Annotated in this window: 18 protein-coding genes; 6 read left to right on the top strand and 12 right to left on the bottom strand. The window is 39.5% G+C overall.

From position 1 onward, the window contains the following. Nucleotides 1-33: 33 nt before the first annotated feature. On the top strand, nucleotides 34-867 hold the full coding sequence (locus tag B4B65_RS20650) for a 1-acyl-sn-glycerol-3-phosphate acyltransferase (protein WP_201678234.1): 834 nt from the start codon (nucleotides 34-36) through the stop codon (nucleotides 865-867). A 3-nt stretch (nucleotides 868-870) separates the two neighbouring features. After that, nucleotides 871-1,827, top strand: a complete 957-nt coding sequence (locus tag B4B65_RS20645) for a GNAT family N-acetyltransferase (RefSeq protein ID WP_201678235.1) — start codon at nucleotides 871-873, stop codon at nucleotides 1,825-1,827. Nucleotides 1,828-1,862: 35 nt separating this feature from the next. Here B4B65_RS20645 and B4B65_RS20640 read toward each other — a convergent pair whose 3' ends face one another. Genes B4B65_RS20640 through ubiE form a run of 5 tightly spaced genes read right to left on the bottom strand, consistent with a single transcriptional unit; the run spans nucleotide 1,863 to nucleotide 5,153 of the window. Then, nucleotides 1,863-2,315 (bottom strand): GNAT family N-acetyltransferase, encoded by a 453-nt coding sequence (locus B4B65_RS20640; RefSeq protein ID WP_201678236.1) that lies wholly within the window; start codon nucleotides 2,313-2,315, stop codon nucleotides 1,863-1,865. A 20-nt stretch (nucleotides 2,316-2,335) separates the two neighbouring features. Continuing rightward, nucleotides 2,336-2,785 carry a GatB/YqeY domain-containing protein gene (locus B4B65_RS20635; protein ID WP_201678237.1) on the bottom strand — a complete coding sequence of 150 codons (450 nt, stop codon included), beginning with the start codon at nucleotides 2,783-2,785 and terminating at the stop codon, nucleotides 2,336-2,338. A 24-nt stretch (nucleotides 2,786-2,809) separates the two neighbouring features. Continuing rightward, nucleotides 2,810-3,577, bottom strand: a complete 768-nt coding sequence (locus tag B4B65_RS20630; protein WP_293918475.1) for an SDR family oxidoreductase — start codon at nucleotides 3,575-3,577, stop codon at nucleotides 2,810-2,812. Between the two features lie 8 nt (nucleotides 3,578-3,585). Continuing rightward, on the bottom strand, nucleotides 3,586-4,416 hold the full coding sequence (locus B4B65_RS20625; protein ID WP_201678239.1) for a PorT: 831 nt from the start codon (nucleotides 4,414-4,416) through the stop codon (nucleotides 3,586-3,588). Further along, a complete protein-coding gene (gene ubiE / locus B4B65_RS20620; protein WP_293918472.1) occupies nucleotides 4,413-5,153 on the bottom strand; it encodes a bifunctional demethylmenaquinone methyltransferase/2-methoxy-6-polyprenyl-1,4-benzoquinol methylase UbiE in 741 nt (246 codons plus the stop codon). The genes B4B65_RS20625 and ubiE overlap by 4 nt, the downstream gene beginning before the upstream one ends. A gap of 451 nt (nucleotides 5,154-5,604) precedes the next feature. Here ubiE and dnaB point away from each other — a divergent pair, with 451 nt between their 5' ends. Continuing rightward, a complete protein-coding gene (gene dnaB / locus B4B65_RS20615) occupies nucleotides 5,605-7,203 on the top strand; it encodes a replicative DNA helicase (protein ID WP_201678241.1) in 1,599 nt (532 codons plus the stop codon). 57 nt (nucleotides 7,204-7,260) lie between these two features. On the opposite strand, the gene B4B65_RS20610 is transcribed toward dnaB, so the two are convergent. The 3 genes from B4B65_RS20610 to B4B65_RS20600 all read right to left on the bottom strand — a co-directional run bounded on the left by B4B65_RS20610 (nucleotide 7,261) and on the right by B4B65_RS20600 (nucleotide 11,139). Next, entirely contained in the window at nucleotides 7,261-7,698 is a 438-nt protein-coding gene (locus B4B65_RS20610; protein ID WP_293918469.1) for an SRPBCC family protein, read from the bottom strand. Between the two features lie 25 nt (nucleotides 7,699-7,723). Continuing rightward, nucleotides 7,724-8,407, bottom strand: coding sequence for a M15 family metallopeptidase (locus tag B4B65_RS20605; RefSeq protein ID WP_293918467.1), 684 nt, complete (start codon nucleotides 8,405-8,407; stop codon nucleotides 7,724-7,726). Between the two features lie 116 nt (nucleotides 8,408-8,523). Beyond that, complete coding sequence (locus B4B65_RS20600; protein WP_201678244.1) at nucleotides 8,524-11,139, bottom strand: valine--tRNA ligase; 2,616 nt, start codon at nucleotides 11,137-11,139, stop codon at nucleotides 8,524-8,526. 167 nt (nucleotides 11,140-11,306) lie between these two features. Between B4B65_RS20600 and B4B65_RS20595 the strand changes: the two genes are divergently transcribed. Both B4B65_RS20595 and B4B65_RS20590 read left to right on the top strand, forming a co-directional pair. Beyond that, the gene (locus tag B4B65_RS20595) at nucleotides 11,307-13,187 is read left to right on the top strand and encodes an LTA synthase family protein (RefSeq protein ID WP_293918465.1); all 1,881 of its coding nucleotides are present in this window, start codon (nucleotides 11,307-11,309) and stop codon (nucleotides 13,185-13,187) included. Between the two features lie 2 nt (nucleotides 13,188-13,189). Continuing rightward, a complete protein-coding gene (locus B4B65_RS20590) occupies nucleotides 13,190-15,127 on the top strand; it encodes an LTA synthase family protein (protein ID WP_293918463.1) in 1,938 nt (645 codons plus the stop codon). A 24-nt stretch (nucleotides 15,128-15,151) separates the two neighbouring features. Here the strand turns inward: B4B65_RS20590 and B4B65_RS20585 are convergent, their stop codons facing one another. The 4 genes from B4B65_RS20585 to B4B65_RS20570 form a co-directional block, all read right to left on the bottom strand. Next, on the bottom strand, nucleotides 15,152-16,150 hold the full coding sequence (locus B4B65_RS20585; protein ID WP_293918461.1) for a hypothetical protein: 999 nt from the start codon (nucleotides 16,148-16,150) through the stop codon (nucleotides 15,152-15,154). 102 nt (nucleotides 16,151-16,252) lie between these two features. Next, on the bottom strand, nucleotides 16,253-17,503 hold the full coding sequence (gene odhB, locus B4B65_RS20580; protein WP_293918459.1) for a 2-oxoglutarate dehydrogenase complex dihydrolipoyllysine-residue succinyltransferase: 1,251 nt from the start codon (nucleotides 17,501-17,503) through the stop codon (nucleotides 16,253-16,255). A gap of 55 nt (nucleotides 17,504-17,558) precedes the next feature. Further along, the gene (locus B4B65_RS20575) at nucleotides 17,559-20,303 is read right to left on the bottom strand and encodes a 2-oxoglutarate dehydrogenase E1 component (RefSeq protein WP_201678249.1); all 2,745 of its coding nucleotides are present in this window, start codon (nucleotides 20,301-20,303) and stop codon (nucleotides 17,559-17,561) included. A gap of 204 nt (nucleotides 20,304-20,507) precedes the next feature. Next, nucleotides 20,508-21,785 (bottom strand): deoxyribodipyrimidine photo-lyase, encoded by a 1,278-nt coding sequence (locus B4B65_RS20570; RefSeq protein ID WP_201678250.1) that lies wholly within the window; start codon nucleotides 21,783-21,785, stop codon nucleotides 20,508-20,510. 257 nt (nucleotides 21,786-22,042) lie between these two features. On the opposite strand from B4B65_RS20570, the gene B4B65_RS20565 reads away from it, so the two are divergent. Beyond that, nucleotides 22,043-22,915 carry a hypothetical protein gene (locus B4B65_RS20565; protein ID WP_201678251.1) on the top strand — a complete coding sequence of 291 codons (873 nt, stop codon included), beginning with the start codon at nucleotides 22,043-22,045 and terminating at the stop codon, nucleotides 22,913-22,915. The last annotated feature ends 24 nt before the right edge of the window (nucleotides 22,916-22,939 follow it).

Raw genomic sequence — 22,939 nt, 5'->3', positions numbered from 1 at the left:
ACATTTCATTAGCGTATCGACTATAGCAACTATATGCAGCAGGAAGAACAAAAGAAGTTTATTGAAGTAAGAGAAGTAATTCGTAAAAAGAGTCCTAAACTGGCAAAATGGATTCCATCTCCGTTTATCAGTTATCTGGAAAGGGTGATTCATGAAGATGAGATCAATTATATCATGAATAAATTTGAGGATCGGTACGGATTGGATTTTGTAGATGATTTGCTGAAAGAACTTGGTGTAGAAGTCGTATTGGAAGGGGAGGAGCATATTCCGTTGGAGGATAGTGTGATCTTTGCTTCCAATCATCCTTTGGGCGGACTGGACGGTGTAGCTTTCATGCATGCCGTAGGAAGATATCGTAGAGATGTCAAATTTTTGGTTAATGACATCCTTTTAAATATTAAAAATTTACAGCCACTTTTTATTCCGGTTAATAAATTGGGTACGCAGGGTAAAAACGGGATAGAGATGATCGAAAGGGCCTATGGAGGCGAAGATGCTTTGCTTGTGTTTCCTGCCGGGCTGGTTTCCAGAAAGCAAAATGGAAAAATCATGGACCTGGAATGGAAAAAGAGTTTTATAAACAAAGCAAAAAAATATAAAAAGGATATTATTCCTGTGTATATTGAGGGGAAGAATTCCAACTTTTTTTATAATTTTGCTCAACTCAGACAGAAATTGGGTTTGAAAGTAAATCTGGAGATGTTGTATCTTCCGGATGAGATGTTTGCCCAACGTAATCACCGTGTAACTATCAAGATCGGAAAAAGAATTCCCTACACGCATTTTGATACATCAAAAAGTGAGAAAGTGTGGGCAGAAGAAGTGAAACAGTTGGTCTATAACATGGCTGAGGTAAAAAAATAATCTATGCAAGAAATTATTGCTCCTGTTGACAAAGAATTGATAAAGGCTGAACTTACAAAGGAGGCTTTTGTACGCTTTACCAACAATGGAAATAATGAAGTCTATGTAATCAATCATCATAATGCGCCGAATGTAATGCGTGAAATTGGACGATTACGTGAAGTAACGTTCAGAGCAGCGGGCGGAGGTACGGGCTTATCTATTGATATTGACGAAAATGATACAAGCGAAGATTGTTATGATCAATTGATCGCCTGGAATCCGGAGGAGGAAGAAATCATCGCCGGATATCGTCTTATTAAATGTTCAGAGGCAAGTTGGAAGGATGGCGTGATCAATCTTTCAACGGCTCATTATTTTAATTTTTCGGAAAAATTTATTTCGGAGTATCTTCCGTATACAATAGAACTAGGGCGGTCTTTTGTGCAGCCGCGTTTTCAACCTGCAATTGATAATCGGAAAGGTATCTTTTCATTGGATAATCTTTGGGACGGACTCGGCGCTTTGGTAATGCTGAACCCGGAAATCAAATATTTATTTGGGAAGGTCACTATGTATCCGCATTATAATGTGGAAGCAAGAGATTTGTTGCTCTATTTTATGGAGCATTATTTTCCGGATCCGGATAAGTTGGTGACACCTATTCGTGCTGTCGGTTATAAAACAGATATGAGTCAGTATGAGGGTATGTTCGACGGACTGGATTACAAGGAAGGATATAAATTGCTAAACTCTAAAGTGAGAGGCATGGGCGAAAATATTCCTCCTCTCATCAACACATACATGAATTTATCGCCAACGATGAAATCATTTGGCACAGCCCGTAATGATGAATTCGGTGAGGTGGAAGAGACTGGGATTCTGGTCACACTTGATGATATCTATCCGGTTAAGAAAGAAAGGCACATGTCTACTTTTGAAAGGGATAGTGAATATGGAAATCCCAAGAAAAAGAAATAAAAAAGAAAAGCGCTTGTTTAAAGCGCTTTTCTTTTTTATTGGGGTTTCCGTAACATATCGATGTGGGGAATACCATCTTCCAGATATTCTTCTGAGGCTTGCTTAAAACCGAAGCTCTCATAGAATGCTTTAAGATAAAGTTGCGCACCTATACGTATATCTACCGCTCCGTATTGATCCATGATTGTATCTACTGCTCTTCGCATCAGCTCTCTGCCAATTTTCTGTTTCCTGTATGCCGGATTAGATAATACTCTGCCGATAGATACTTCTTTAAAAGACACGCCTGCAGGTACTATTCTGGCGTAGGCTGCGATATCATTGTTGATCATAGCCCACAGGTGATCACATTTTTGATCTTTGTTATCACAATCCAGATACGGGCAGTTTTGCTCAACGACAAAAACTTCATTGCGAAGCTTTAGTATCTGATAGAGCTGATTAACGGACAGCGCATCAAATGTTTTATAAAACCAGACTGGTGTCATATCTGAACTATTTTAGCATATTAAGAAAGTAAACTTTTTACAACTTCGGAAATGGTTCTTCCATCTGCCTGACCTGCAAGCTTCTGATTGGCTGCACCCATTACTTTGCCCATATCTTTGACAGATGAAGCTCCGGTTTCCTGAATGATCTGTTTGATGATGGATTCTACTTCAGTGCGGTCCAGTTGTTTCGGCAAATACTCTTCGATGACGTTTTGTTCTTCTACTTCTATCTGATAAAGATCCTCCCGATTTTGTGTTTTATATATTTCTGCTGACTCTTTGCGTTGTTTTACGAGTTTCTGAAGTACTTTGATTTCTGTGTCTTCAGATAATTCCTCACTACCGCCTTTTTCAGTTTTGGCGAGTAGAATAGCAGCTTTTATTGCTCTAAGTCCACGAAGTTTTGCATTGTCTTTCGCAATCATAGCAGCTTTGATATCCTGATTTATTTTTTCTTCTAATGCCATATTATTTATATTTAATGTTTGTATTTATTCTTCTCCTCTGTGTACGATAGTACCTGTTGCCTGTGCGGCAGGCATGATCAGCAGATCATTGATATTGACATGTGCCGGGCGTGAAAGTACAAAAGCAATGGTTTCTGCTATATCTTTTCCGGAAAGCGGGGTGATATCTTTGTAGACAGCAGCAGCCCGATCTGTATCTCCGTGAAATCTTACTTCGGAGAATTCGGTTTCTACCATTCCAGGATTTATTCCGGTCACTTTAATGCCTTTAGCTAATAAATCTATTCGCATAGCTTTATTTAGGGCATCTACTGCATGCTTGGTTGCACAATATACATTTCCATTTGGATAGACCTCTTTGCCTGCAATAGAACCTAGATTGACAATATGACCTTTTTTACGGGATTCCATGAAAGGTACGACTGTACGTGTCACATAGAGCAATCCTTTTATATTTGTATCGATCATCCGGTCCCAATCACCTATATCTCCATTCTGGATCGGATCCAGCCCCTGGCTGAGTCCTGCATTGTTGATCAGGACATCCATATTTTTCCATTCTTCCGGCAGATTATGAATAGATAACTGCACTTCTTCAGCATTTCGGACATCCAATTTAAAAATATAGATGTTACAGTCTGGATATTGAGCGGAAATATTTTGTTTTAATTCCTCCAATCTGTCTATTCTTCTTGCGCATAGCAGCAGGTTATAGCCTTCTTTTGCTAATACTTCAGCACAGGCAGCACCGATTCCGGAACTGGCCCCTGTAATAAAAGCGATTTTTTCCATTTTTAATATTATTGAAAGATCAAACTAAAGTATACGTTGCGGATCAATGTTTTGTCCAGCGGCCGCATAAATTTGTTGTTAACTGACAGAGGATGGTTCAGGTCAAGTACATTACCAAAACTTTGAGAAAATTTAATTTCAGGAGACACTTTAAAGTGGGTAAAGAAAATATCTGCTCCTATGCCTGCTTCCCACGAAAGATAATCCGGTTTGATGATAATGGGATCAGGAGATTGTTGGTTACTGGCCATCAGCGCATCATAATCATCATTTAGCTGACTCCATTTTGTCCATTTTACTCCCGCAATCATATATCCTCTGTATCGGTTGAACTTGTTTTTCAGAATTTTCTCATCTGAACGGAATTTGAGACTTAACGGGAATTCAAATGAATTGAAATTTGTTCCTCCTTCTGATCGCGTAGTGTGTCTGGTTCTTCGGGTCAGTGTTTTTTGTGTACTCCCATCGTCATTTGTTCCGGTATAAATGATACTGGAATTGTTTATGAATACAAATGTCGGGCTGAGGGTAGTATAAAGATTATCTGTGATTCGCAGATGCATCGGAATGCCTACACCCATTCCATGACCTACACCTGATTTGATAGATCTCAGATCTTTTATTTCGTTGATATTTCCCTCAGGATAATCTAACGGATAGCCGGACCAATCTTTCTTTAATCCCATGACATACCGGGAATTGACATAGGAATACTGTATACCAAAGAGGAGTGTAGCATTCTCGTCATATCGGGATGAAAAAGGCAATGAGATAGATTGCGCACTTACTAAAAAGGGCAAAGTAACCAGACCAATTAGAAAACTGAGTTTTTTTATCATTTTGTAGAAACATAAATGGTACATACACCAAATGTCTGAGGACGTATGATTGTTTCGGAAAATCCGACTTCTTTCATAATAGCGGCAAAGCGGTTTCCATCGGGAAACTTAGCGACTGATTCCGGAAGATAAGAATATGCACTGCTATCTTTCGAAAACAATTTGCCTATAAATGGTGTGACATTATGGAAATAAAAATTGTACAGCTGTTTGATCGGGAAGGATTTAGGATTTGAAAATTCAAGAATAACCGCTTTTCCTCCCGGTTTGAGTACCCGACAAATATCTGCAAGCCCTTGTTCCAGATTTTCAAAGTTACGTACACCGAAAGCTACAGTTACTGCATCAAAAGTATGGTCTTCAAACATCAGTTTTTCTGAATCTCCAAGTTGAACTTCAAATTGCTGCTGCAGACCTTTGTTTGTAATCTTTTCCTGTGCTACCTGTAGCATTCCTTCCGAAATATCTACACCTATGATTTTTTTAGGATTTAGAATCTTAATTGATTCCAATGCAAAATCTCCTGTTCCGGTTGCTACATCCAGCATAAGTTGGGGTTGAATCGATTTGAGAGAGCGGATTGCTTTTTTACGCCAGATAATATCAATACCTAAGGACATAAAATGGTTCAGAAAATCGTAAGTCTTGGATATATTGTTGAACATATCTGCAACTTGTGTTTTTTTGTCGCCTTCTGCGTTTTTATATGGCTTTAAAGTGGATGATTCATTTGTCATAGTTTACAAAGATACAATATTATCTTGCAGCTAGTGACGTCCTGTTTTAGAAATATTTTTTCATTATTATTCTATAAGTCATTGACTGTTAATCGCTACAGAGATTAGCTGTATATAGTGCTTTAATAAGGTGAAATCAGTTTGTGTAATTTTATGTTGTTAACAAACGCTAAAGTTATCCACATTTACATAACAATTTGATAATTTAGTAGTTATAATAGTAATTCACATTTTGTCAACACTTGCTGTTGATAACTAGGTCGCGGTAAACGGTCTGTATCAACAGTTTTTAGTATGATTGTTGAGGCAACTTTTAAGGCTGTGTACAACTCTTTGTTTGGACCAAAAGTATTTTTTATACTTTTGTTATCCCCAATGCGAGAGTAGCTAAAATTCTCAACAAAGGATTTCAAAATATTTAATCATCGACAAACAAACGCAGGTCCTCAACATGAGCAACGAAAACGAATTTTCAGGCAATAAATTTGACAGCAATAAGCGGGCAAATTACGGAGAGCGCCGGACACGTCTCAATAATCTGGTCAGTGGGTTGGGCAAATTGCCTCCACAGGCAATTGATCTGGAAGAGGCTGTTTTGGGTGCTTTGATGCTGGAGAAGAATGCGTTGAGTGAGATTATTGATATCCTGAAAGCCGAATCGTTCTACAAGGAGGCTCATCAGAAGATTTTTGAAGCTATTTTCAATCTGTTTCAGAAAACTTCGCCCATTGATATTTTGACAGTGATCACCGAATTACGTAAGATGGGAGCATTGGAAATGGTTGGAGGAGCATATTACATTACTTCTCTTACTGACCGTGTAGTATCTGCCGCCAATATTGAGTATCACGCCCGAATTATATCTCAAAAGTATATTCAAAGAGAGCTTATTAAAGTTTCGACAGAAATTATCAATAGTTCTTATGATGAGACGGCTGATATTTTTGATCTTCTGGATCATGCGGAGAAAAGTTTGTTTGATATTGCCCAAAACAATTTAAGAAGAGATTCCCGTAAAATGGATGACATTATGCGTGAGGCTATTTCTTCTTTAGAATTGTTGAGGGATAAAACTGATGGTCTGACAGGGGTTCCTTCCGGTCTGACCGCTTTAGATCGCATGACTTCGGGCTGGCAGCCTTCGGATCTGGTTATTATTGCGGCACGTCCTGCGATGGGTAAAACGGCTTTCGTACTGTCTGTAGCGCGTAATGCTGCCGTGGATCATAATAAGCCGGTAGCCGTATTCTCGCTGGAGATGTCTTCGGTTCAGTTAGTGAATCGTCTTATTGCCGGTGAAACTGAAATTGAACAGGAAAAACTTAAAAAGGGTAACCTTGCGGATCATGAGTGGCAACAGTTACATTCCCGAATCGGGCGTCTGACTGAGGCTCCACTTATTATCGATGATACACCTGCTCTTAACGTATTTGAGTTCCGTGCCAAATGCCGTCGTCTGAAAGCGCAACACGATATTCAGATGGTTATTGTCGATTACCTGCAGCTGATGCATGGTAAATCTGAGGGCAAGGGTGGAGGTAACCGTGAGCAGGAAATTGGTAGTATCTCACGGGCATTGAAGTCTGTTGCTAAGGAATTGAATATACCGGTATTGGCTCTTTCGCAGTTGAGCCGTGCTGTAGAATCCCGTCCGGGAAACAGTAAACGTCCAATGCTTTCCGATTTGCGTGAATCGGGATCTATTGAGCAGGATGCGGATATGGTACTCTTCCTGTATCGTCCGGAATACTATGGTCTTACCGAAGATGAGGAAGGACGTCCTACGGCTGGTGTCGGGGAGGTTATCATTGCAAAACACCGTAATGGTGAAACGGGTATTGTTCCTTTACGTTTCGTTGGTAAATTCGTGAAGTTTGTCGATCTGGAAGACGAATTTTCAGGTATGGGAGATGCCGGTGGTTTCGGTGCGGAGCCGACAACATTTTCTTCATCAGCGATGAATCCTTCTACTTCATTTGAAGGATTTGGAGGAGGAGGTATCACAATGCCTTCGCGTATGAATGATATGCCGGACGATGCTCCTTTTTAATCCTTCAGGCAGATTTTAATTAATTTTAGTTGTAAGGGTATTCCTTCCTCTTCATGATTAAGGCTGTTCGGCTATTTCTTTAGCTTTCTGCAACGCCAGAGGGAATGTCTTGTTCATACTTTCTTTATATTCTGTCAGTGTATCTACTTTCACTAGGAGTATAGTCTTTTTTCCTTCCGGATGAAGTTCGTATATTTCATATAACTCTCCCCATTCCGGATCGTGATTGGGTACTTCCTCAAAATTGACTATCTCACCAAGATGCTGAAAGGATATATAATCCGGATAGTCAAGTTTGTTGATCAGGCTGTACATGCCATCTCCCCGCGGAGTCAGAAAGTGAATCGTATTTCCTTCTTTAAAATCTGAAATCTTATAATAACTTCCCTGGCTGAATACATGTGTCCAGACTTTGTAGCTTTCTTCATCCCAAAGCGTTTGCCAGATTTTTTCGGGTGTTGCATTGATTTCAATGCTGTACGTTAGTGTCGTCATAGCGAAATACGTTTTTCTGTTTGCTCTATTCTACCGGAAAGTTGAAGTATTCATTTGGATAAGGCTCGTCTTTAAGAGTATAATGCCACCATTCTTTCTGGTAAGATTTAAAACCGTATTTTTCCATTATTGTTTTTAGAATTTTTCGATTTTCTTTCTGTCTGCCTGTAAGATCAGAATAGTCATGATGGGAAGCTGTTCCAAAATAGTCAAAAGGACTTCCCATATCCAGTTCGAGTTTACTCTTACTGTAGATGATTGTCAGGTCTACTGTACTGCCTCTGCTGTGTCCCGATTTTTCGGCGATATATCCTGATTGGAAGAGGTCTTTTTTATCAATATCCGGATAGAATTCTTTCTTAGCCAGCGTGTCTTCTATAATCAGTGCCCATTCTTTAAAATTATCTACTGCTGTCTGAGGACGGTAAGCATCGAATATCTTGAGGCCTAAACCTTGTCTGTTCAGTTCCCGTTGAACATTCTTCAGCGCCCGCGCTGCGGGCTTTGAAAGAATCGCTACTTCTTTATTATAACTTTTGATCTTTTTTCCTGTAAAGTTGTGGTCACCTGCATAACGAATGTCGTACTGAATATTGGGAATCAGTTTGTGGATATAAACAAAACCATCCGGCAGTTTTTGTACAACATGTATGGAGGCGCAGGAAAGGGTTCCCAGAATAAGCAGACTAAGTATACTGATCTTTTTCATTTTTATAAGAGGTGAACCTAAATTTAAGAACTTAATGCTTAAATACCATGTTTATAAACGAAAAGAGGCTTCGTCCACATGTGACGAAGCCTCTGTATTATGCTGTATGAAGATTATTAGCCTAGATTAGCGAGACTTTCTTCCAGGATTTTGATTTTCGTTTGTGCATCATCCTTTTTATTTTGTTCATTCTGAACAACTTCAGGTTTTGCATTTTGGACAAAACGTTCATTCGAGAGTTTTTTGTCTACTGAGATCAGGAAACCTTTAAGGTATTCAATTTCTTTGCCGATACGTTCACGCTCTGCATCCACATCGATATTGTTTTCCATTGCAATATAACACTCATCACGTCCTGCCAGAAAACTGACAGCACCAGCGATCTTTTCTTTTACAAATGTCAGTTCGGATATATTTGCCAGCTTGATAATGCTGTCCTCGTATTTCCTGAAATCGATATCATTTGCATTTATTGCCAGTGGCAAAGCTACTTTCGGAGAGATCTGCTTGGTATTACGTACATTTCTTACCTCAGATATAACTTGTTTTACGGTGTTGAATTCTTTGATAAGTGTTTCATCAAAAGCTTCCGTTTTTGGGTATTCTGCGACGATACAGCAGTCGTTAGCTTCACGTGTGCCGAATAGTTCGTCATGCCATAGCTCTTCTGTGAGGAATGGCATAAACGGATGCGCCAGTGTTAATACACGCTGGAAGAAAGCTTTTACAGTTTCAAATGTTTCAGCAGGAATCGGAGATCCGTAAGCGGGTTTGATTAATTCCAAGTACCATGCACAGAAATCATCCCAGATGAGTTTGTATGTCGCCATTAAGGCGTCTGATAATCTGTAACTCGCAAAGTGTTCTTCGATTTCTACCAGTGCCTGATTGAATCTGGCATCAAACCATGCCGCAGAAGTTCTGTCAGCTTCCGGTGCGGGTTCATTCGAGATTTCCCATCCTTTTACCAGACGGAATGCATTCCAGATCTTATTTGCAAAATTACGTCCTTGCTCACAGTAGGACACGTCAAACATCAGATCATTTCCGGCAGGAGAGGACAGGAGCATCCCTACACGTACTCCGTCAGTGCCATATTGTTCCATCAGTTCGATAGGATCCGGGGAATTGCCCAGTGATTTCGACATTTTACGGCCCAGTTTGTCGCGTACAATTCCGGTCAGATATACGTTTTTGAAAGGTGCTTTTCCCGTATAATGATGCCCCATGATCATCATACGTGCTACCCAGAAAAATAAAATCTCGGGTGCAGTTACCAGATCATTGGTCGGATAGTAATAGTTGAAATCTTCGTTTTCAGGATTACGTACACCGTCAAATACGGACATAGGCCACAGACCGGAAGAGAACCAGGTATCCAGTACATCATCTTCCTGGCGTATACCAGCTGCTGATTTACCTTGATTTGTAAATTCCTGAATGGCTTCTTCCTCTGTTTTTGCAACTACCCATTCATTTTTGTCGTTATACCAGGCAGGAATACGTTGTCCCCACCACAACTGACGGGAGATACACCAGTCTTTGACATTCTCCATCCAGTGTTTGTAGCTGGCTGTAAACTTGTCCGGTATAAGATTCACTTCTCCACTGATAACATAGTCTAATGCCGGTTTAGCTAATTCATCCATTTTGCAGAACCATTGCATAGATAGCTTAGGTTCTATGGCAGCATCAGTACGTTCTGAAAATCCGACCTGTGATTTATAATCATCTATTTTTTCGATCTGATCCACCTCTTCCAGTAGTTTTGCTACTTTTTTACGGGCAATGAAGCGATCTTCACCAATTAGGATAATTGCTTTTTCGTTGAGCGTACCATCATCATTCAGGATATCTATTACTTCAAGATTGTGCTTTTGTCCAAGTTCATAGTCATTAAGATCGTGTGCAGGTGTTACTTTTAAACAGCCTGTACCGAATTCCATATCTACATATTCATCTTCGATGATGGGTATCTCACGGTTTACCAGTGGTACGAGTATTGTTTTTCCTTTTAAATGCTGGTAACGTTCGTCATGGGGATTGATACATATTGCTGAATCGGCCATGATCGTTTCAGGGCGTGTGGTCGCAATGACTACGTACTCGTCTGAATCTTTTACCTTATAGCGTATATAGTATAGTTTTTGGTTAACCTCTTTACGGATTACCTCTTCGTCAGACAACGCCGTTTTTCCCTGAGGATCCCAGTTGACCATACGTACCCCACGATAGATATATCCTTCTTTATAGAATTTGATGAAGGTGTCCAATACAGCTTCAGAAAGCTCAGGGTCCATTGTGAATTTAGTACGTTCCCAATCGCATGATGCTCCCAGCTTTTCGAGTTGCTTCAGGATGATGCCACCATATTTTTCTTTCCATTCCCAGGCATATTTCAAAAAATCTTCTCTGCTGATTGATTTTTTATCAATACCCTGTTCTTTAAGCATAGCGACGACTTTAGTTTCCGTAGCAATAGATGCATGATCTGTTCCCGGTACCCAGCATGCATTTTTACCTTGCATACGTGCGCGACGGATCAACACATCCTGAATCGTATTATTCAACATATGACCCATGTGTAAAACTCCGGTAACATTGGGAGGAGGCATTACGATTGTATACGGTTCACGTTCATCTGGAGTCGAACGGAAAAATCCGTTATTCATCCAATAGCTGTACCATTTTTCTTCAGCTTCTTTAGGATTGTAAGTTTTCGCTATACTCATTTTTGTAAGTAAAAAATAAAAGAATACAAAAATAAGCATTTGTCCTTACTTATTTTAAGAATCAGTTTGTAAAAGAGTCATCATACTTTGATAATATTTTGTTAATACAGAATTAACTCACTGAATTTAGTGTACTTTTGCACCATTATTTTTATTTGACGTTAACAATGAATGATATAACTAATGAGGTAAGGGCTCTGGTTCAATATTTTTTGTTTTGGCTCCTTATCACTTTTGTAGATCGCCTGTTATTTATCTGCTCTTTTTTTGAGAAGATAGGCTTTAATCATTTCGCTGATATTTTCAGAATTTACTATAACGGACTTTCATTAGATCTTTCTGCAGTATCTTATATTGTAGCGCTTCCGTTTTTGTTCTATAGCATACTTTCGTTTTTTCCTAAAGTGCGTTTTTCGAGAAGATGGATAGATATTTACACTGTAAGTATATTGACGGTCTACGCGGTAGTGACCTTTATCAATATTAATATTTACAGAGAGTGGGGAGATAAGATTTCACGGAGAGCTATTGATGCTTTCTGGGCATCTCCGTCAGGGGCAGTTGCTTCTGCTGAATCTACTCCTATTTTTGTCCCTATTCTGGGGATGATTGTTTTCATTTTTGTAGGATGGAAATTGTATCGCTGGATGCTGGGTAAGGTGCATTACTTTAACCTCAAGAAAGTACTCCCTAATTTTTTGAAATTTGCCGTTTGTATTTTTATCCTGTTTACGTTTATCCGTGGTGGATACGGACGTGCTACTTTAAATTCGAGTAAGGCTTATTTTTCGGAAACAACATTTTACAATCATGCTGCAGTCAATACGCAATGGGCGCTTTTGCGGGATTATTTCAAAAGGAGTACTAAACTGCAGAATCCGTATAACTTCTATCCGGACAAGACTTCTTTGGCTGAAACCTTGAAACCTGCTTTTACGGCAAATCCGGATTCTACTGTGGAAATACTGACCAATAAGAGACCCAATGTCGTGCTTATTCTTTTGGAAGGCTACGTTGGTGATCTGGTTGCTTCTATGGGTGGCGAAAAGGGTATTTCTCCGAATTTCGAAAAACTTATCCGCGAAGGTGTATTCTTTGATCACATCTATTCAGCTTCAGATCGGTCCGATAAGGGTATGGTGGGTACGCTGAGTGCTTTTCCGGCTCAGGGACCTGAAAGCATTATTAAATATATAGATAAGCATGAGAATATGCCGGCTATAGGTCAGGAACTGGATTCTGCAGGTTATCATACTTCTTTCTATCACGGAGGTCAGAGTGAGTTTTATAATTTTAAATCTTATATGTATATGCATGGCATTGCTAAGATTGTAGATAATGCCAATTTTGATAATCATGTTGACCGTGCGTCCTGGGGAGCGTATGATCATGAGGTGTTCAAACGGATGCTGTCAGATTTTGATAAGGAAAAGAGACCTTTCTTTTCAACGATCTTTACACTGATCAATCATGAACCGTTTGAGCTGAAGAATGGTTATAAATTTGGCAATAAGACAAATGCAGATAAATTCAGAAGCACGGCATACTATACAGATTCGGTGATGTACGATTTTATTTCCAAGGCTAAACAGAAAGAGTGGTACAAGAACACACTTTTTGTGGTGATCGCAGATCACGGACACCGTTTGCCGTCGGAGAAATGGGATTTGTCGCATCCTAACCGTTTTCATATCCCATTATTATTTTTTGGAGATGTTATAAAACCAGAATACAGGGGTAAAGTTTACTCCCGTATTGGTAATCAGACTGATCTTGTGGCGACTTTATTGCAGCAGATGGGGATCTCTTCTCACCGCTATCACTGGAGCAGGGATTTATTTAATAAGACTACACCGCAAATTGCGTTTTATAATTCTAAGGATGCCTTTGGGGTAATCACTCCGGAGCAGGCCTTAAGTTTTGACAACATCGGTAAAATCATCAATTACAATCAAAACAGAGCTTATCCTGTTGCCAAAAATGATAGTTTATTAAATATAGCTAAAGCGTACTACCAAAAGGTATACGATGAATTTTTGAAGTATTAGTTATGAAAGTATTGACATTAAAGCATCCTGTGGCTCCTTTTATAGCTATAGCGTTTCGTTTTTTACTGCTTTTATTTATTTATGCATTATTGCGGATTGGTTTTTACTGGCTTAATATTGGTTTGTTTCCTAATGTAAGTGCAGGGGAACTTTTTATCATGATGAAAGGCGGTGTCAAGTTTGATGTTGCTGCTTTGCTTTATCTCAATATCCTTTATATTTTACTCTATATAATTCCTGTTCCTTTTAAGTACAACAACACTTATCAGCGGATAGCGAAGTGGATATTTGTCATTACAAACAGTATAGGTATAGCGCTTAACCTGATCGATTATGCCTATTATCCTTTTACATTAAAGAGGACTACAGGGACTGTAATTGATCAGTTTGCCAATGAAAATAATCTGCTGAAACTTACTTTTGATTTTTTGCTGGGCTACTGGTATCTGGTTTTATTATTTGCCGGATTGGTTTATCTTTTGGCAAAGACATATGATCTTATCAAGGTTGTAAAGCCTAATGTGTTCAGTTGGAAAACAGCAGGTATTCATCTTATATTGATGTTATTTTATGTCTTTCTGTTTATTGGAGGAGTACGTGGGGGCTGGGCGCATAGTACACGGCCTATTACCCTGAGTAATGCCGGCGATTATGTCAAAGTGCCGGAGGAGATGAATATTGTGCTGAATACGCCTTTTTCTATATTGAAAACACTTAAGGCCGTCAATCTGAAGCCTGTTCATTACTTTGAAGAGTTGGAACTGGAGAAGGTTTACCCAACTATTCATCAGCCCGTGGATACGGCTTCATTCCGTAAACTTAATGTGGTATTTCTGATTTTGGAGAGCTATGCAAAGGAACATATTGGTGCCTTGAATAAAGATATTCAGAATGGTCAGTACAAAGGTTATACACCCTTCCTGGACTCCCTGATCGGACAGGCTTACACATTTGATCATTCTTATGCAAACGGGCGCAAATCTATAGATGCTTTGCCTTCTGTGATTACAGGTATTCCTTCGGTAGGAGAGCCTTTCGTACTCTCTATCTACTCTGGTAATGAAACCACAAGTATTGCAAAATTGCTGGGTGACAAGGGGTATGAAACTGCATTTTTTCATGGTGCTCCAAATGGAAGCATGGGTTTTTCAGCCTATACCAGACTGGCAGGAATCAAAAATTATTTCGGTAAGAACGAATATAATAATGATTCTGATTTTGACGGTATATGGGGGATTTGGGATGAGCCGTTCATGCAGTTTATGGCTAATAAGATCAATACATTCAAACAGCCTTTTTTTGCCAGTTTCTTTTCTTTGTCCTCCCATCATCCTTTTAAGGTGCCCGAGAAATATAAGGGTGTTTTTCCGAAAGGACCGTTAGAAGTACAAGAGCCTGTAGGATATACAGATCATGCCTTGAAAGAGTTTTTTGCTACAGCTTCAAAGATGCCGTGGTATAAAAATACGCTATTTGTAATCTGTGCGGATCATGCTACCGTAAGTTACCTTCCGGAATATAAAACACTGCCCAATGCATATGCGATTCCAATTATATTCTATTATCCCGGAGGAGATCTCAAAGGCAGGTCTTCAAAGTTGATTCAGCAAACGGATATTATGCCAACGGTACTCAGCTACCTTCATTATGATAAACCTTATTTTTCATTTGGTTTTAACGGGTTTGCTGAACAACAGCATGACAACTTTGTTGTGAATAATAACTCAGGATCTTTTAATTTCTATTACAAGGATTATTTTATGACCTATGATGGCAAAGGCCCGCTTACGTTATTTAATTTGAAAGAGGACCGGTTTATGAAAACTGATCTGCTGAAGCAACATCCTGCAGTTCTGGATACGATGGAAACCAAAATGAAAGCCTTTATTCAGCAGTACAACAATCGTATGATCGGGAATAAGCTGACGTATAAAAAGTAGTAGGACCAATATTATTAATCCTTATTACAGTATTGCTCTGTTCAAAAGATAACGTAGAGTAAACATTTGCTGATTTTCTATATGCCCTGGCGTAAAATGTAAAGCCAGTTTGAGTGTTCCCTGAATATTGGTGGAATGAAAAGGAGTCCAGCCAACATCAAGCCGGTCATATGTACTGTATCTGTAATGACTGTCCGCATAAGGTGTATTTTGACTGTCTCCTTTATAGAAGGTGTTCTCTAATGAAAATCTCTTGTAAGCCATATAAATAGTGGATGTAAAGCCTTTCTGAAATCTGAATTCATATTTGGATCTTACCCGGTCTATTCCGACGAGTATTCCGGCATCTATAGTAAGGGAGTCCAGCGGGGTGTGATTACTCAGATCGCTTCCTAGTTTAAATATCCCTACCCCATTATCCTGAATATGCTCTTCTATATTGCCGTTTGCAGAAAGAGCATTATGCCATAGAATGAGATCATCCGAAAAATAAAAATCACTAACTCTTACCTTTCCGTTCATTCCGACCAGAAAACGTTCCCTGTATTTATCAGATTGTTTGCTGGTCCAGTCTATAAATAGTCTTTGCTGAAAATGATCGTTTCTGTATGCGAGCATCATCCCTTCAATATTGGGTCTGAAGTAGATAAGAGTGTCATTGAGAATAGCACGTGGCGTATTTTTCATCAGATCATAACGTGGAATATGTCCTATGGAGAAATCAAAATTTTCATTTCTGTAATTGTAATAAATGATGGGTCTTACCATAGGGTTGTTATGCTCTTTCTCTCCGAATTCCTGAGCGACATGTACTCCTCCATGTACGGTATGGTTGTCTCCCAGCCTGAAGTAAAGTTCAGGAGATATACGGGTTCCGAATATGGTTTTAGGTTCGGTGTACGGGATTTTAAATTCTCTGTTGTCAGCGTAGCCGAGAAAGTCTATCTGAAAACCGAGATCCTGGCTATAAGAATTTAAATAAAACAGTAATATAGGGAGTAACGTGATGAATCTTCTAACCATTAGTACAGAGATTTGGGCAAATAAGATACGAGGAAACAGAAACAGGCTATAGTGTTAGTATAGCCTGTTTGTTGTATTGTTTTTGAAATATAACTAAAAGAACTATACTTCTAATAGTAGTCTTGCAGGATCTTCCAGTAATTGTTTTACACGTACCAGGAAGCTAACAGACTCACGTCCGTCAATAATACGGTGATCATATGATAATGCAATATACATCATCGGACGGATCACAACCTGACCGTTTTCTGCAACAGGGCGTTGGATGATATTGTGCATTCCCAGAATTGCAGACTGAGGAGCATTGATGATAGGAGTAGACATCATAGATCCGAATACACCACCATTTGTAATGGTAAATGTACCACCTGTCATTTCTTCAATAGTCAACTTGTTGTCGCGGGCTTTACCTGCTAGTTCTCCGATTTTTTTCTCGATTTCATGTAGTGAAAGAGATTCCGCATTACGGATGATAGGTACTACTAATCCTTTTGGTGCGGATACAGCTATAGAGATATCTGCAAAGTCAGAGTATACCAATTCGTTTTCTTCAATACGGGCATTGACTGCTGGCCACTCTTTTAGCGCTGTTGTAACTGCTTTTGTGAAGAATGACATGAACCCAAGTCCAACACCGTGTTTTTCTTTGAATGTATCTTTGTATTTAGCACGAAGATCCATGATCGGCTGCATGTTAACTTCATTGAATGTCGTTAACATAGCTGTCTCGTTTTTCACTGCTACCAGACGTTTAGCAATGGTTTTACGTAGAGAAGTCATTTTCTCACGACGCTCGTTGCGTGCACCGGCAACTGCAGGAGCTGGTGTAACAGCAGGAGCTGAAGTTGCTGGTTGAGCTGCTGCAGGTTTAGCACCAGCCTGCGCTTTTTCAGCGTCTTCTTTTGTGATACGTCCATCTTTTCCTGTACCTTTTACAGCGGCAGGATCAATTCCTTTTTCTCTTAATATTTTAGCAGCAGCAGGAGACGCTGTACCTGCAGCATATGAATTTTGATCTTCATCGTCTGCAGCCGCTGGCGCAGGTGTAGATGCAGCAGGTTGTGCAGCAGCCTTGGTTTCTTCTGCTTTAGGGGCAGCACCACCACCGGCAGGAGCAGATCCTTCCTCGATTGTACATACTACAGCACCAATTTCTAAAGTATCTCCTTCTTGTGCAATAATTTTCAAGATACCGGCTTTTTCTGCAGGTAATTCGAATGTTGCTTTATCAGATTCCAATTCGGCGATGTTTTCATCCATTTCTACATAATCGCCATCTTGTTTCAACCATTGTGCTAAGGTTACTTCCGTAATCGATTCACCTACGGCTGGTACTTTGATTTCTAAGCTCATATAATCTCTTTTTGTGAACAACAGCTGATGATAACATCAGCTGCAGTTTTATGTTTTATTTTTTTAATTCGAATGCTTTATTAATAATGGAAGCTTGTTGGGCAGCGTGTTGTTTCATATAGCCTGTTGCTGTACTTCCGCTCTCTTCTCTTGCGATAACAGTCAAGTTCAGATCTGAACCATTGAATTTACGCAAATAGAATGGCCATGCTCCCATATTTTCGTTTTCTTCCTGTACCCAGATAAATTCTGCTTTTGCATATTTCTTACGCAATGCAGCGATCTGATCGAAGGCTACAGGGAAGAGTTGTTCTACTCTAACAATCGCTACGTCATTTCGTTTGTCTGCCTCTTGTTTTTCCAATAATTCGTAGTAGATTTTACCAGAACAAAGGATAACACGTTTTACAGATTTCGCTGTTACATTCGGATCGTCAATTATTTCCTGAAAAGCTTTCTCCGTAAAATCTTCTAATGTTGACACCGCTTTCGGATGACGAAGCAGACTTTTAGGGGTAGCTTCTACCAATGGTTTGCGGAAGTCTCTGTGTAACTGACGACGCAACAGGTGGAAGTAATTAGCAGGGGTTGTACAGTTAGCCACAATGATATTGTTATTGGCACACAGCTCCAGGTAACGCTCTATACGTGCTGAAGAGTGTTCAGGGCCTTGTCCTTCATAACCGTGAGGCAATAACATAATAAGACCGTTAGAGCGTCTCCATTTTGTCTCTGCACTGGAAATATACTGGTCAAAGATAATCTGAGCACCATTTGCAAAGTCACCAAATTGTGCTTCCCAGATAGTCAGTGAATGTGGATTGACGGAAGCATATCCGTATTCAAAACCTAATACCCCGTATTCTGAAAGGTGCGAATTGTAAATATTGAATTTGTCTCCGCCTTCAATATTGGCTAAAGGCACATATTTTTCTTCTGAATCTTCCAGTGTCACTACCGCATGACGGTGTGAGAATGTACCACGTTGTACGTCCTGACCCGAAATACGAACACGGTTTCCTTCATTAAGAAGAGTTGCATAAGCCATTAGTTCGCCCATTGCCCAATCATAATTGTTGTTTTCAATCATTTTCAAACGATCTTCAAACACTTTAGTGATCTTGCGGAAGAATTTTTTATCCGATGGAAGTGTACTGATTTGTTTGGCTAGCTCCAGGAATTTCTTCTTGTCTACTTTTGTATTTGCAACTTTGAAGATGTCATTGGCTTTTGCCTGACGAAGTCCTTTCCATGCTCCTGAGAACATAGGTGTTTCGTCATTTAATTTTTGAGATCCCTTAGCTTCATCCAGACGACTCTGTAACAGGCTGCGGAATTCTTTTTCCATTTCTTTTGCCAGATTGGCATCAACACTGCCCTGATCTAATAATTTTTGCGCATAGATCTCACGCGGATTAGCGTGTTTTTCTATCGCTTTATAAAGCAGGGGTTGTGTAAATTTAGGCTCATCAGCTTCGTTGTGACCGAATCTTCTGTAGCACAACAGATCTATAAATACATCTGTTTTATATTTTTGGCGATACTCTACTGCCAGGTTGATAGCGTATACTAATGCTTCTACATCATCTCCGTTCACATGGAAAACAGGAGATAAGGTTACTTTAGCAATATCTGTACAGTATGTCGATGAACGTGCATCTTTAAAGTTGGTGGTAAAACCTACCTGGTTGTTAATGACAATATGAATCGTTCCTCCGGTTTTGTAACCATCCAGTTTGGACATCTGGATGACTTCGTATACGATACCTTGTCCCGCTACAGCTGCATCTCCATGAATCATAATCGGAGCGATCTTAGATGAATCACCTTCATATTTCATGTCGATCTTAGAGCGTACCATACCTTCGATGATCGCATCTACTGTTTCTAAGTGAGAAGGATTAGGAGCAAGACTTAAGTGTACAGATTTACCATCATCAGTTTTTACATCTGAGGAGAATCCCAGGTGATATTTTACGTCACCTCCGAAGTGGATTTCAGGATCTTCTTCCAGCATCTTACCTTCGAATTCAGAGAAGATCGTTTTGTACGATTTACCCATGATATTGGCAAGTACATTCAGACGGCCACGGTGAGCCATACCCAATACAAATTCCTGTATTCCGATTTCAGAACCTTTTTCAATAATAGAATCCAGTGCCGGGATCAGACTTTCTGCTCCTTCAAGAGAAAAGCGTTTCTGACCCAAGAATTTGGTGCCCAGGAAGTTCTCAAAAATTACAGCTTCATTTAACTTTTTCAGGATACGTTTCTTCTTATCCAATGAGAAGTTTGGTGTGCTGCGTTCCACTTCCATTTTGTCCTGAAGAAATTTGATTTTCTCCGGGTTACGGATATAACGAAATTCCGCACCGATAGAGCGACAGTAGGTGTCTTCGATCAGTTGGCGGATATCTCTAAGTTTGGCAGGTCCTAAACCTACTTCAACACCGGCATTGAATACTGTATCCATATCAGCCTCTGAGAGACCGAATGTTTCTAATTCTTTACCTGGAAAATATTTACGACGTTCACGGACAGGGTTAGTTTCGGTAAACAGGTGACCACGATCTCTGTATCCGTTGATCATGTTCAATACATTGATTTCTTTTAAGAAATGTTCCGGTGCAGCACCTGCTTCTCCTGAGATAGCACCTTTTTCTTCTGTCAATCCAAAATCAAATCCTTCAAAAAACTTTTGCCACCCGAAATCAACAGATTGCGGATCTTGTTTATAAGCTTGGTACAGACCGTCAATATAGCTTGAATCGGCGTTGCTCAAATATGTTAAATTGTCCATTTAGAAACGTAAAAGTATTATTTCGCCAAAGTTAGGAATTATAAAAGAGTTTTGGCTAATCATTTGTCAGAAAATAGTATGTTTTTAAAGTTCATAATGAGAGTATTGACCTTTTCAACGCATGTTTTGGAAAAACCGTATTGCTCAGGTCAAATACTTTTCAAATATGTCGGTTTTAGCTTTTAGAGCTGTTTGGTTATTTATTTAAGCCACAATATTTTGATCGAAGAATGGTATTTCCAACCCGTTCGGATAACTATTCTTCATTTGTACTTCCCAGGATGCCGGAGTATTGTTTTTAATACTTGTTCCCACGCCTGCATAATGCGCCCAATATCCGTATGTGGTAGCAGGAGCATAGTCTATCAGCATATCTTCAAAATAGGAAGCGCCTTTTCTCCAGTCTCCCTGATATTCCTGGACAAAAAACAGGCTTACTATTTTTTTAAGGTCTGAGGGCAGATTGCCCGTCTGAGACAGGAATTGCATAGCCTTATCGATAAATTCATAGCCCGTCTGTCCGGATTGCCACTTTTTCAGATCTTCCGGATTGGTATCGGCATTTGAATATTCGTTCTTGCCTGTCCCGTTTTTCTTAAAGAACACATTTGGGTATTTTTTAAGCATAAAACGGAAATAATCTCTCCATAGCAGCTGTGCAGTTAATTTTTCTGTCCTTTTTTTATTCAGAACAAGTTTGGCCTCTTTTATTTTATGATAAAGATAGATTGGTGATAATGCGCCGGCTGCAATGTAAGGCGAAAGCATCATATAGTCCAGCTGCTCATTGAATTGTCCCGATAATACTTCTTCAACTTTCTTAAGGGCTTCATCTTCACCACCGCGCAGATGAATAGGGTTATTATTTGCAGCTTGTATTTCCTCGTCCGTATAGCCAAGCTCTTCCAGCGTCGGTATAGTTGTTTTCTCCAGATGAGGATGTGTGACCATCAATTCCGGAGTAGGGAAGGGTTGTCTTACGGTGCTTTCTCTTTCTATTTTCTTTTTGAATACCATGAAATCATTCGGGATATCACGGATAGGAAAAGGAAGGTCTTCTTTGTGGTATAAGGTATGTCCGATAAAATGTTTTAGATTGATTTTAAGTTTCCAGAGTGCAGTTTCTACGTTTTCAGAAATTATAGTTTCGCGTGATGCGACCTCCCTATGGTGAAAAACTTCATTGACTTCATATTTGGCAGCGAGTCTGGGGATGATTTCTTCAGGATAGCCGACAAAGCTCATTAAATCACAACCCATCGCAGCAAATTTTTCTTTCAACTCTCTTACAGAATCCAGAATAAAACGTGCTCTGTGAACCCCTGTCTTTCGATGACCACTTGATTTTTTGGAAAAATAACGGGGATCAAAGCAATAAACAGGAATAATAATAGGACTTTTACTGACTGTTTCAAAAAGAATCTCATTGTCATGAAAACGAAGGTCGTTTCTAAACCAAATAAGAGTCACTTTACTTTCCATAAAACTTTTCTTAAACGCATCAACTGTTATGTTGAATCTTTCTAAATAACTGCAAATATACGTTATTTATTAGGTTATATAGGTTAGTTTTAGTTCAATTATGCTATAATTGACAATATTCGGACATTTTTTGAACGGGTAGTTTTTAAAGAAGTTTTGTAACATTTAAAGTTTTCCTAAACATAAATAGCCTACGGATGTTCCTTCTTTAACAAAAACTGATTGAGGAACATTCTACTAAACAAATTCAAATCGGAATGAAAGAAGTGCTGATATGCGGATTGAACAATTATCTGGGAAAGAGAGCTGCTGCACATCTTGCTAACCAAGAGCTGCATGTGACAGCCATAACCCGTAATACGGAACTCTTTTATTCCCGAACTTCTGAGCCGGTGACGGCGCAGTTGTACCCTGTAGATCTGATACGCAGAACGGGGGATTACGATCATTTTCAGATCAGGCATCTGGATGCTGCAATTTATTTTGCTCAGGTACCAACCCTTAATGATCCTGTTCATATCAAGCTGGAAATGGTAGCTTTGCGTAATTTTATCGAACTGGTAAGAAGACAGAGCTGCTGGCGTATTACCTATGTCGCACGTCTGATGGACAAAAAACATCTTCGTCCTATAATAGATCTTTTCAATGCACAACAGATACAATATACTATTGTCTTGAATAACTGTGCGGTAGGATTGGGGTCTATGTTGGATAATATATTCAAAGTTCTGGAGCAGCAAAAAATAGTTGCTTATGTTGGCCGGATTGCTAAAATCCGTTTTCAGCCCATTGCAGCTTTAGATGTGATCCGTTGGTTACAAAAAATGCTGAAAATGGATGTATTTACAGATAAGGTAATCGAACTGGGAGGGCCTTCTGTTGTGAGCTTCCGTGACTTTTTTAATCTTTATGCCCGTTTTAGTCCGGATCAGGCTCCTCCCCGAACTCTTATCCTTCCCAAGCCCCTGGTCAAAGCGATATTTACAAAATTATATGACATTAACGGTGAAGATTTTGAGGAATTCAGACAGGTTATCCGTTATGAAGATATTGTTGATAATCAGCAATGGCAGCAATTGATGCCCATGGAACTCACTCCACTGGAACAGGCGATTGAACAGGATTGTTAATCTGTTACTGTTATTTTGATAATT

This window comes from Sphingobacterium sp. UBA5789, assembly GCF_002418355.1.
GTDB lineage: Bacteria > Bacteroidota > Bacteroidia > Sphingobacteriales > Sphingobacteriaceae > Sphingobacterium.
Note: the sequence above shows the minus strand (reverse complement) of the source record. Positions and strands in the feature narration are given on the sequence as shown.

Bases quoted from the DNA above. Each gene is read 5' to 3' on its own strand.
- B4B65_RS20635 (WP_201678237.1), bottom strand. From the start codon at position 2,785: ATGGCATTAGAAGAAAAAATAAATCAGGATATCAAAGCTGCTATGATT.
- ubiE (WP_293918472.1), bottom strand. From the start codon at position 5,153: ATGACAAATGAATCATCCACTTTAAAGCCATATAAAAACGCAGAAGGC.
- B4B65_RS20570 (WP_201678250.1), bottom strand. From the start codon at position 21,785: ATGGAAAGTAAAGTGACTCTTATTTGGTTTAGAAACGACCTTCGTTTT.
- B4B65_RS20640 (WP_201678236.1), bottom strand. From the start codon at position 2,315: ATGACACCAGTCTGGTTTTATAAAACATTTGATGCGCTGTCCGTTAAT.
- B4B65_RS20630 (WP_293918475.1), bottom strand. From the start codon at position 3,577: ATGGAAAAAATCGCTTTTATTACAGGGGCCAGTTCCGGAATCGGTGCT.
- B4B65_RS20645 (WP_201678235.1), top strand. From the start codon at position 871: ATGCAAGAAATTATTGCTCCTGTTGACAAAGAATTGATAAAGGCTGAA.
- odhB (WP_293918459.1), bottom strand. From the start codon at position 17,503: ATGAGCTTAGAAATCAAAGTACCAGCCGTAGGTGAATCGATTACGGAA.
- B4B65_RS20590 (WP_293918463.1), top strand. From the start codon at position 13,190: ATGAAAGTATTGACATTAAAGCATCCTGTGGCTCCTTTTATAGCTATA.
- B4B65_RS20625 (WP_201678239.1), bottom strand. From the start codon at position 4,416: ATGATAAAAAAACTCAGTTTTCTAATTGGTCTGGTTACTTTGCCCTTT.
- B4B65_RS20650 (WP_201678234.1), top strand. From the start codon at position 34: ATGCAGCAGGAAGAACAAAAGAAGTTTATTGAAGTAAGAGAAGTAATT.
- B4B65_RS20585 (WP_293918461.1), bottom strand. From the start codon at position 16,150: ATGGTTAGAAGATTCATCACGTTACTCCCTATATTACTGTTTTATTTA.
- dnaB (WP_201678241.1), top strand. From the start codon at position 5,605: ATGAGCAACGAAAACGAATTTTCAGGCAATAAATTTGACAGCAATAAG.
- B4B65_RS20565 (WP_201678251.1), top strand. From the start codon at position 22,043: ATGAAAGAAGTGCTGATATGCGGATTGAACAATTATCTGGGAAAGAGA.
- B4B65_RS20600 (WP_201678244.1), bottom strand. From the start codon at position 11,139: ATGAGTATAGCGAAAACTTACAATCCTAAAGAAGCTGAAGAAAAATGG.
- B4B65_RS20575 (WP_201678249.1), bottom strand. From the start codon at position 20,303: ATGGACAATTTAACATATTTGAGCAACGCCGATTCAAGCTATATTGAC.
- B4B65_RS20595 (WP_293918465.1), top strand. From the start codon at position 11,307: ATGAATGATATAACTAATGAGGTAAGGGCTCTGGTTCAATATTTTTTG.
- B4B65_RS20610 (WP_293918469.1), bottom strand. From the start codon at position 7,698: ATGACGACACTAACGTACAGCATTGAAATCAATGCAACACCCGAAAAA.
- B4B65_RS20605 (WP_293918467.1), bottom strand. From the start codon at position 8,407: ATGAAAAAGATCAGTATACTTAGTCTGCTTATTCTGGGAACCCTTTCC.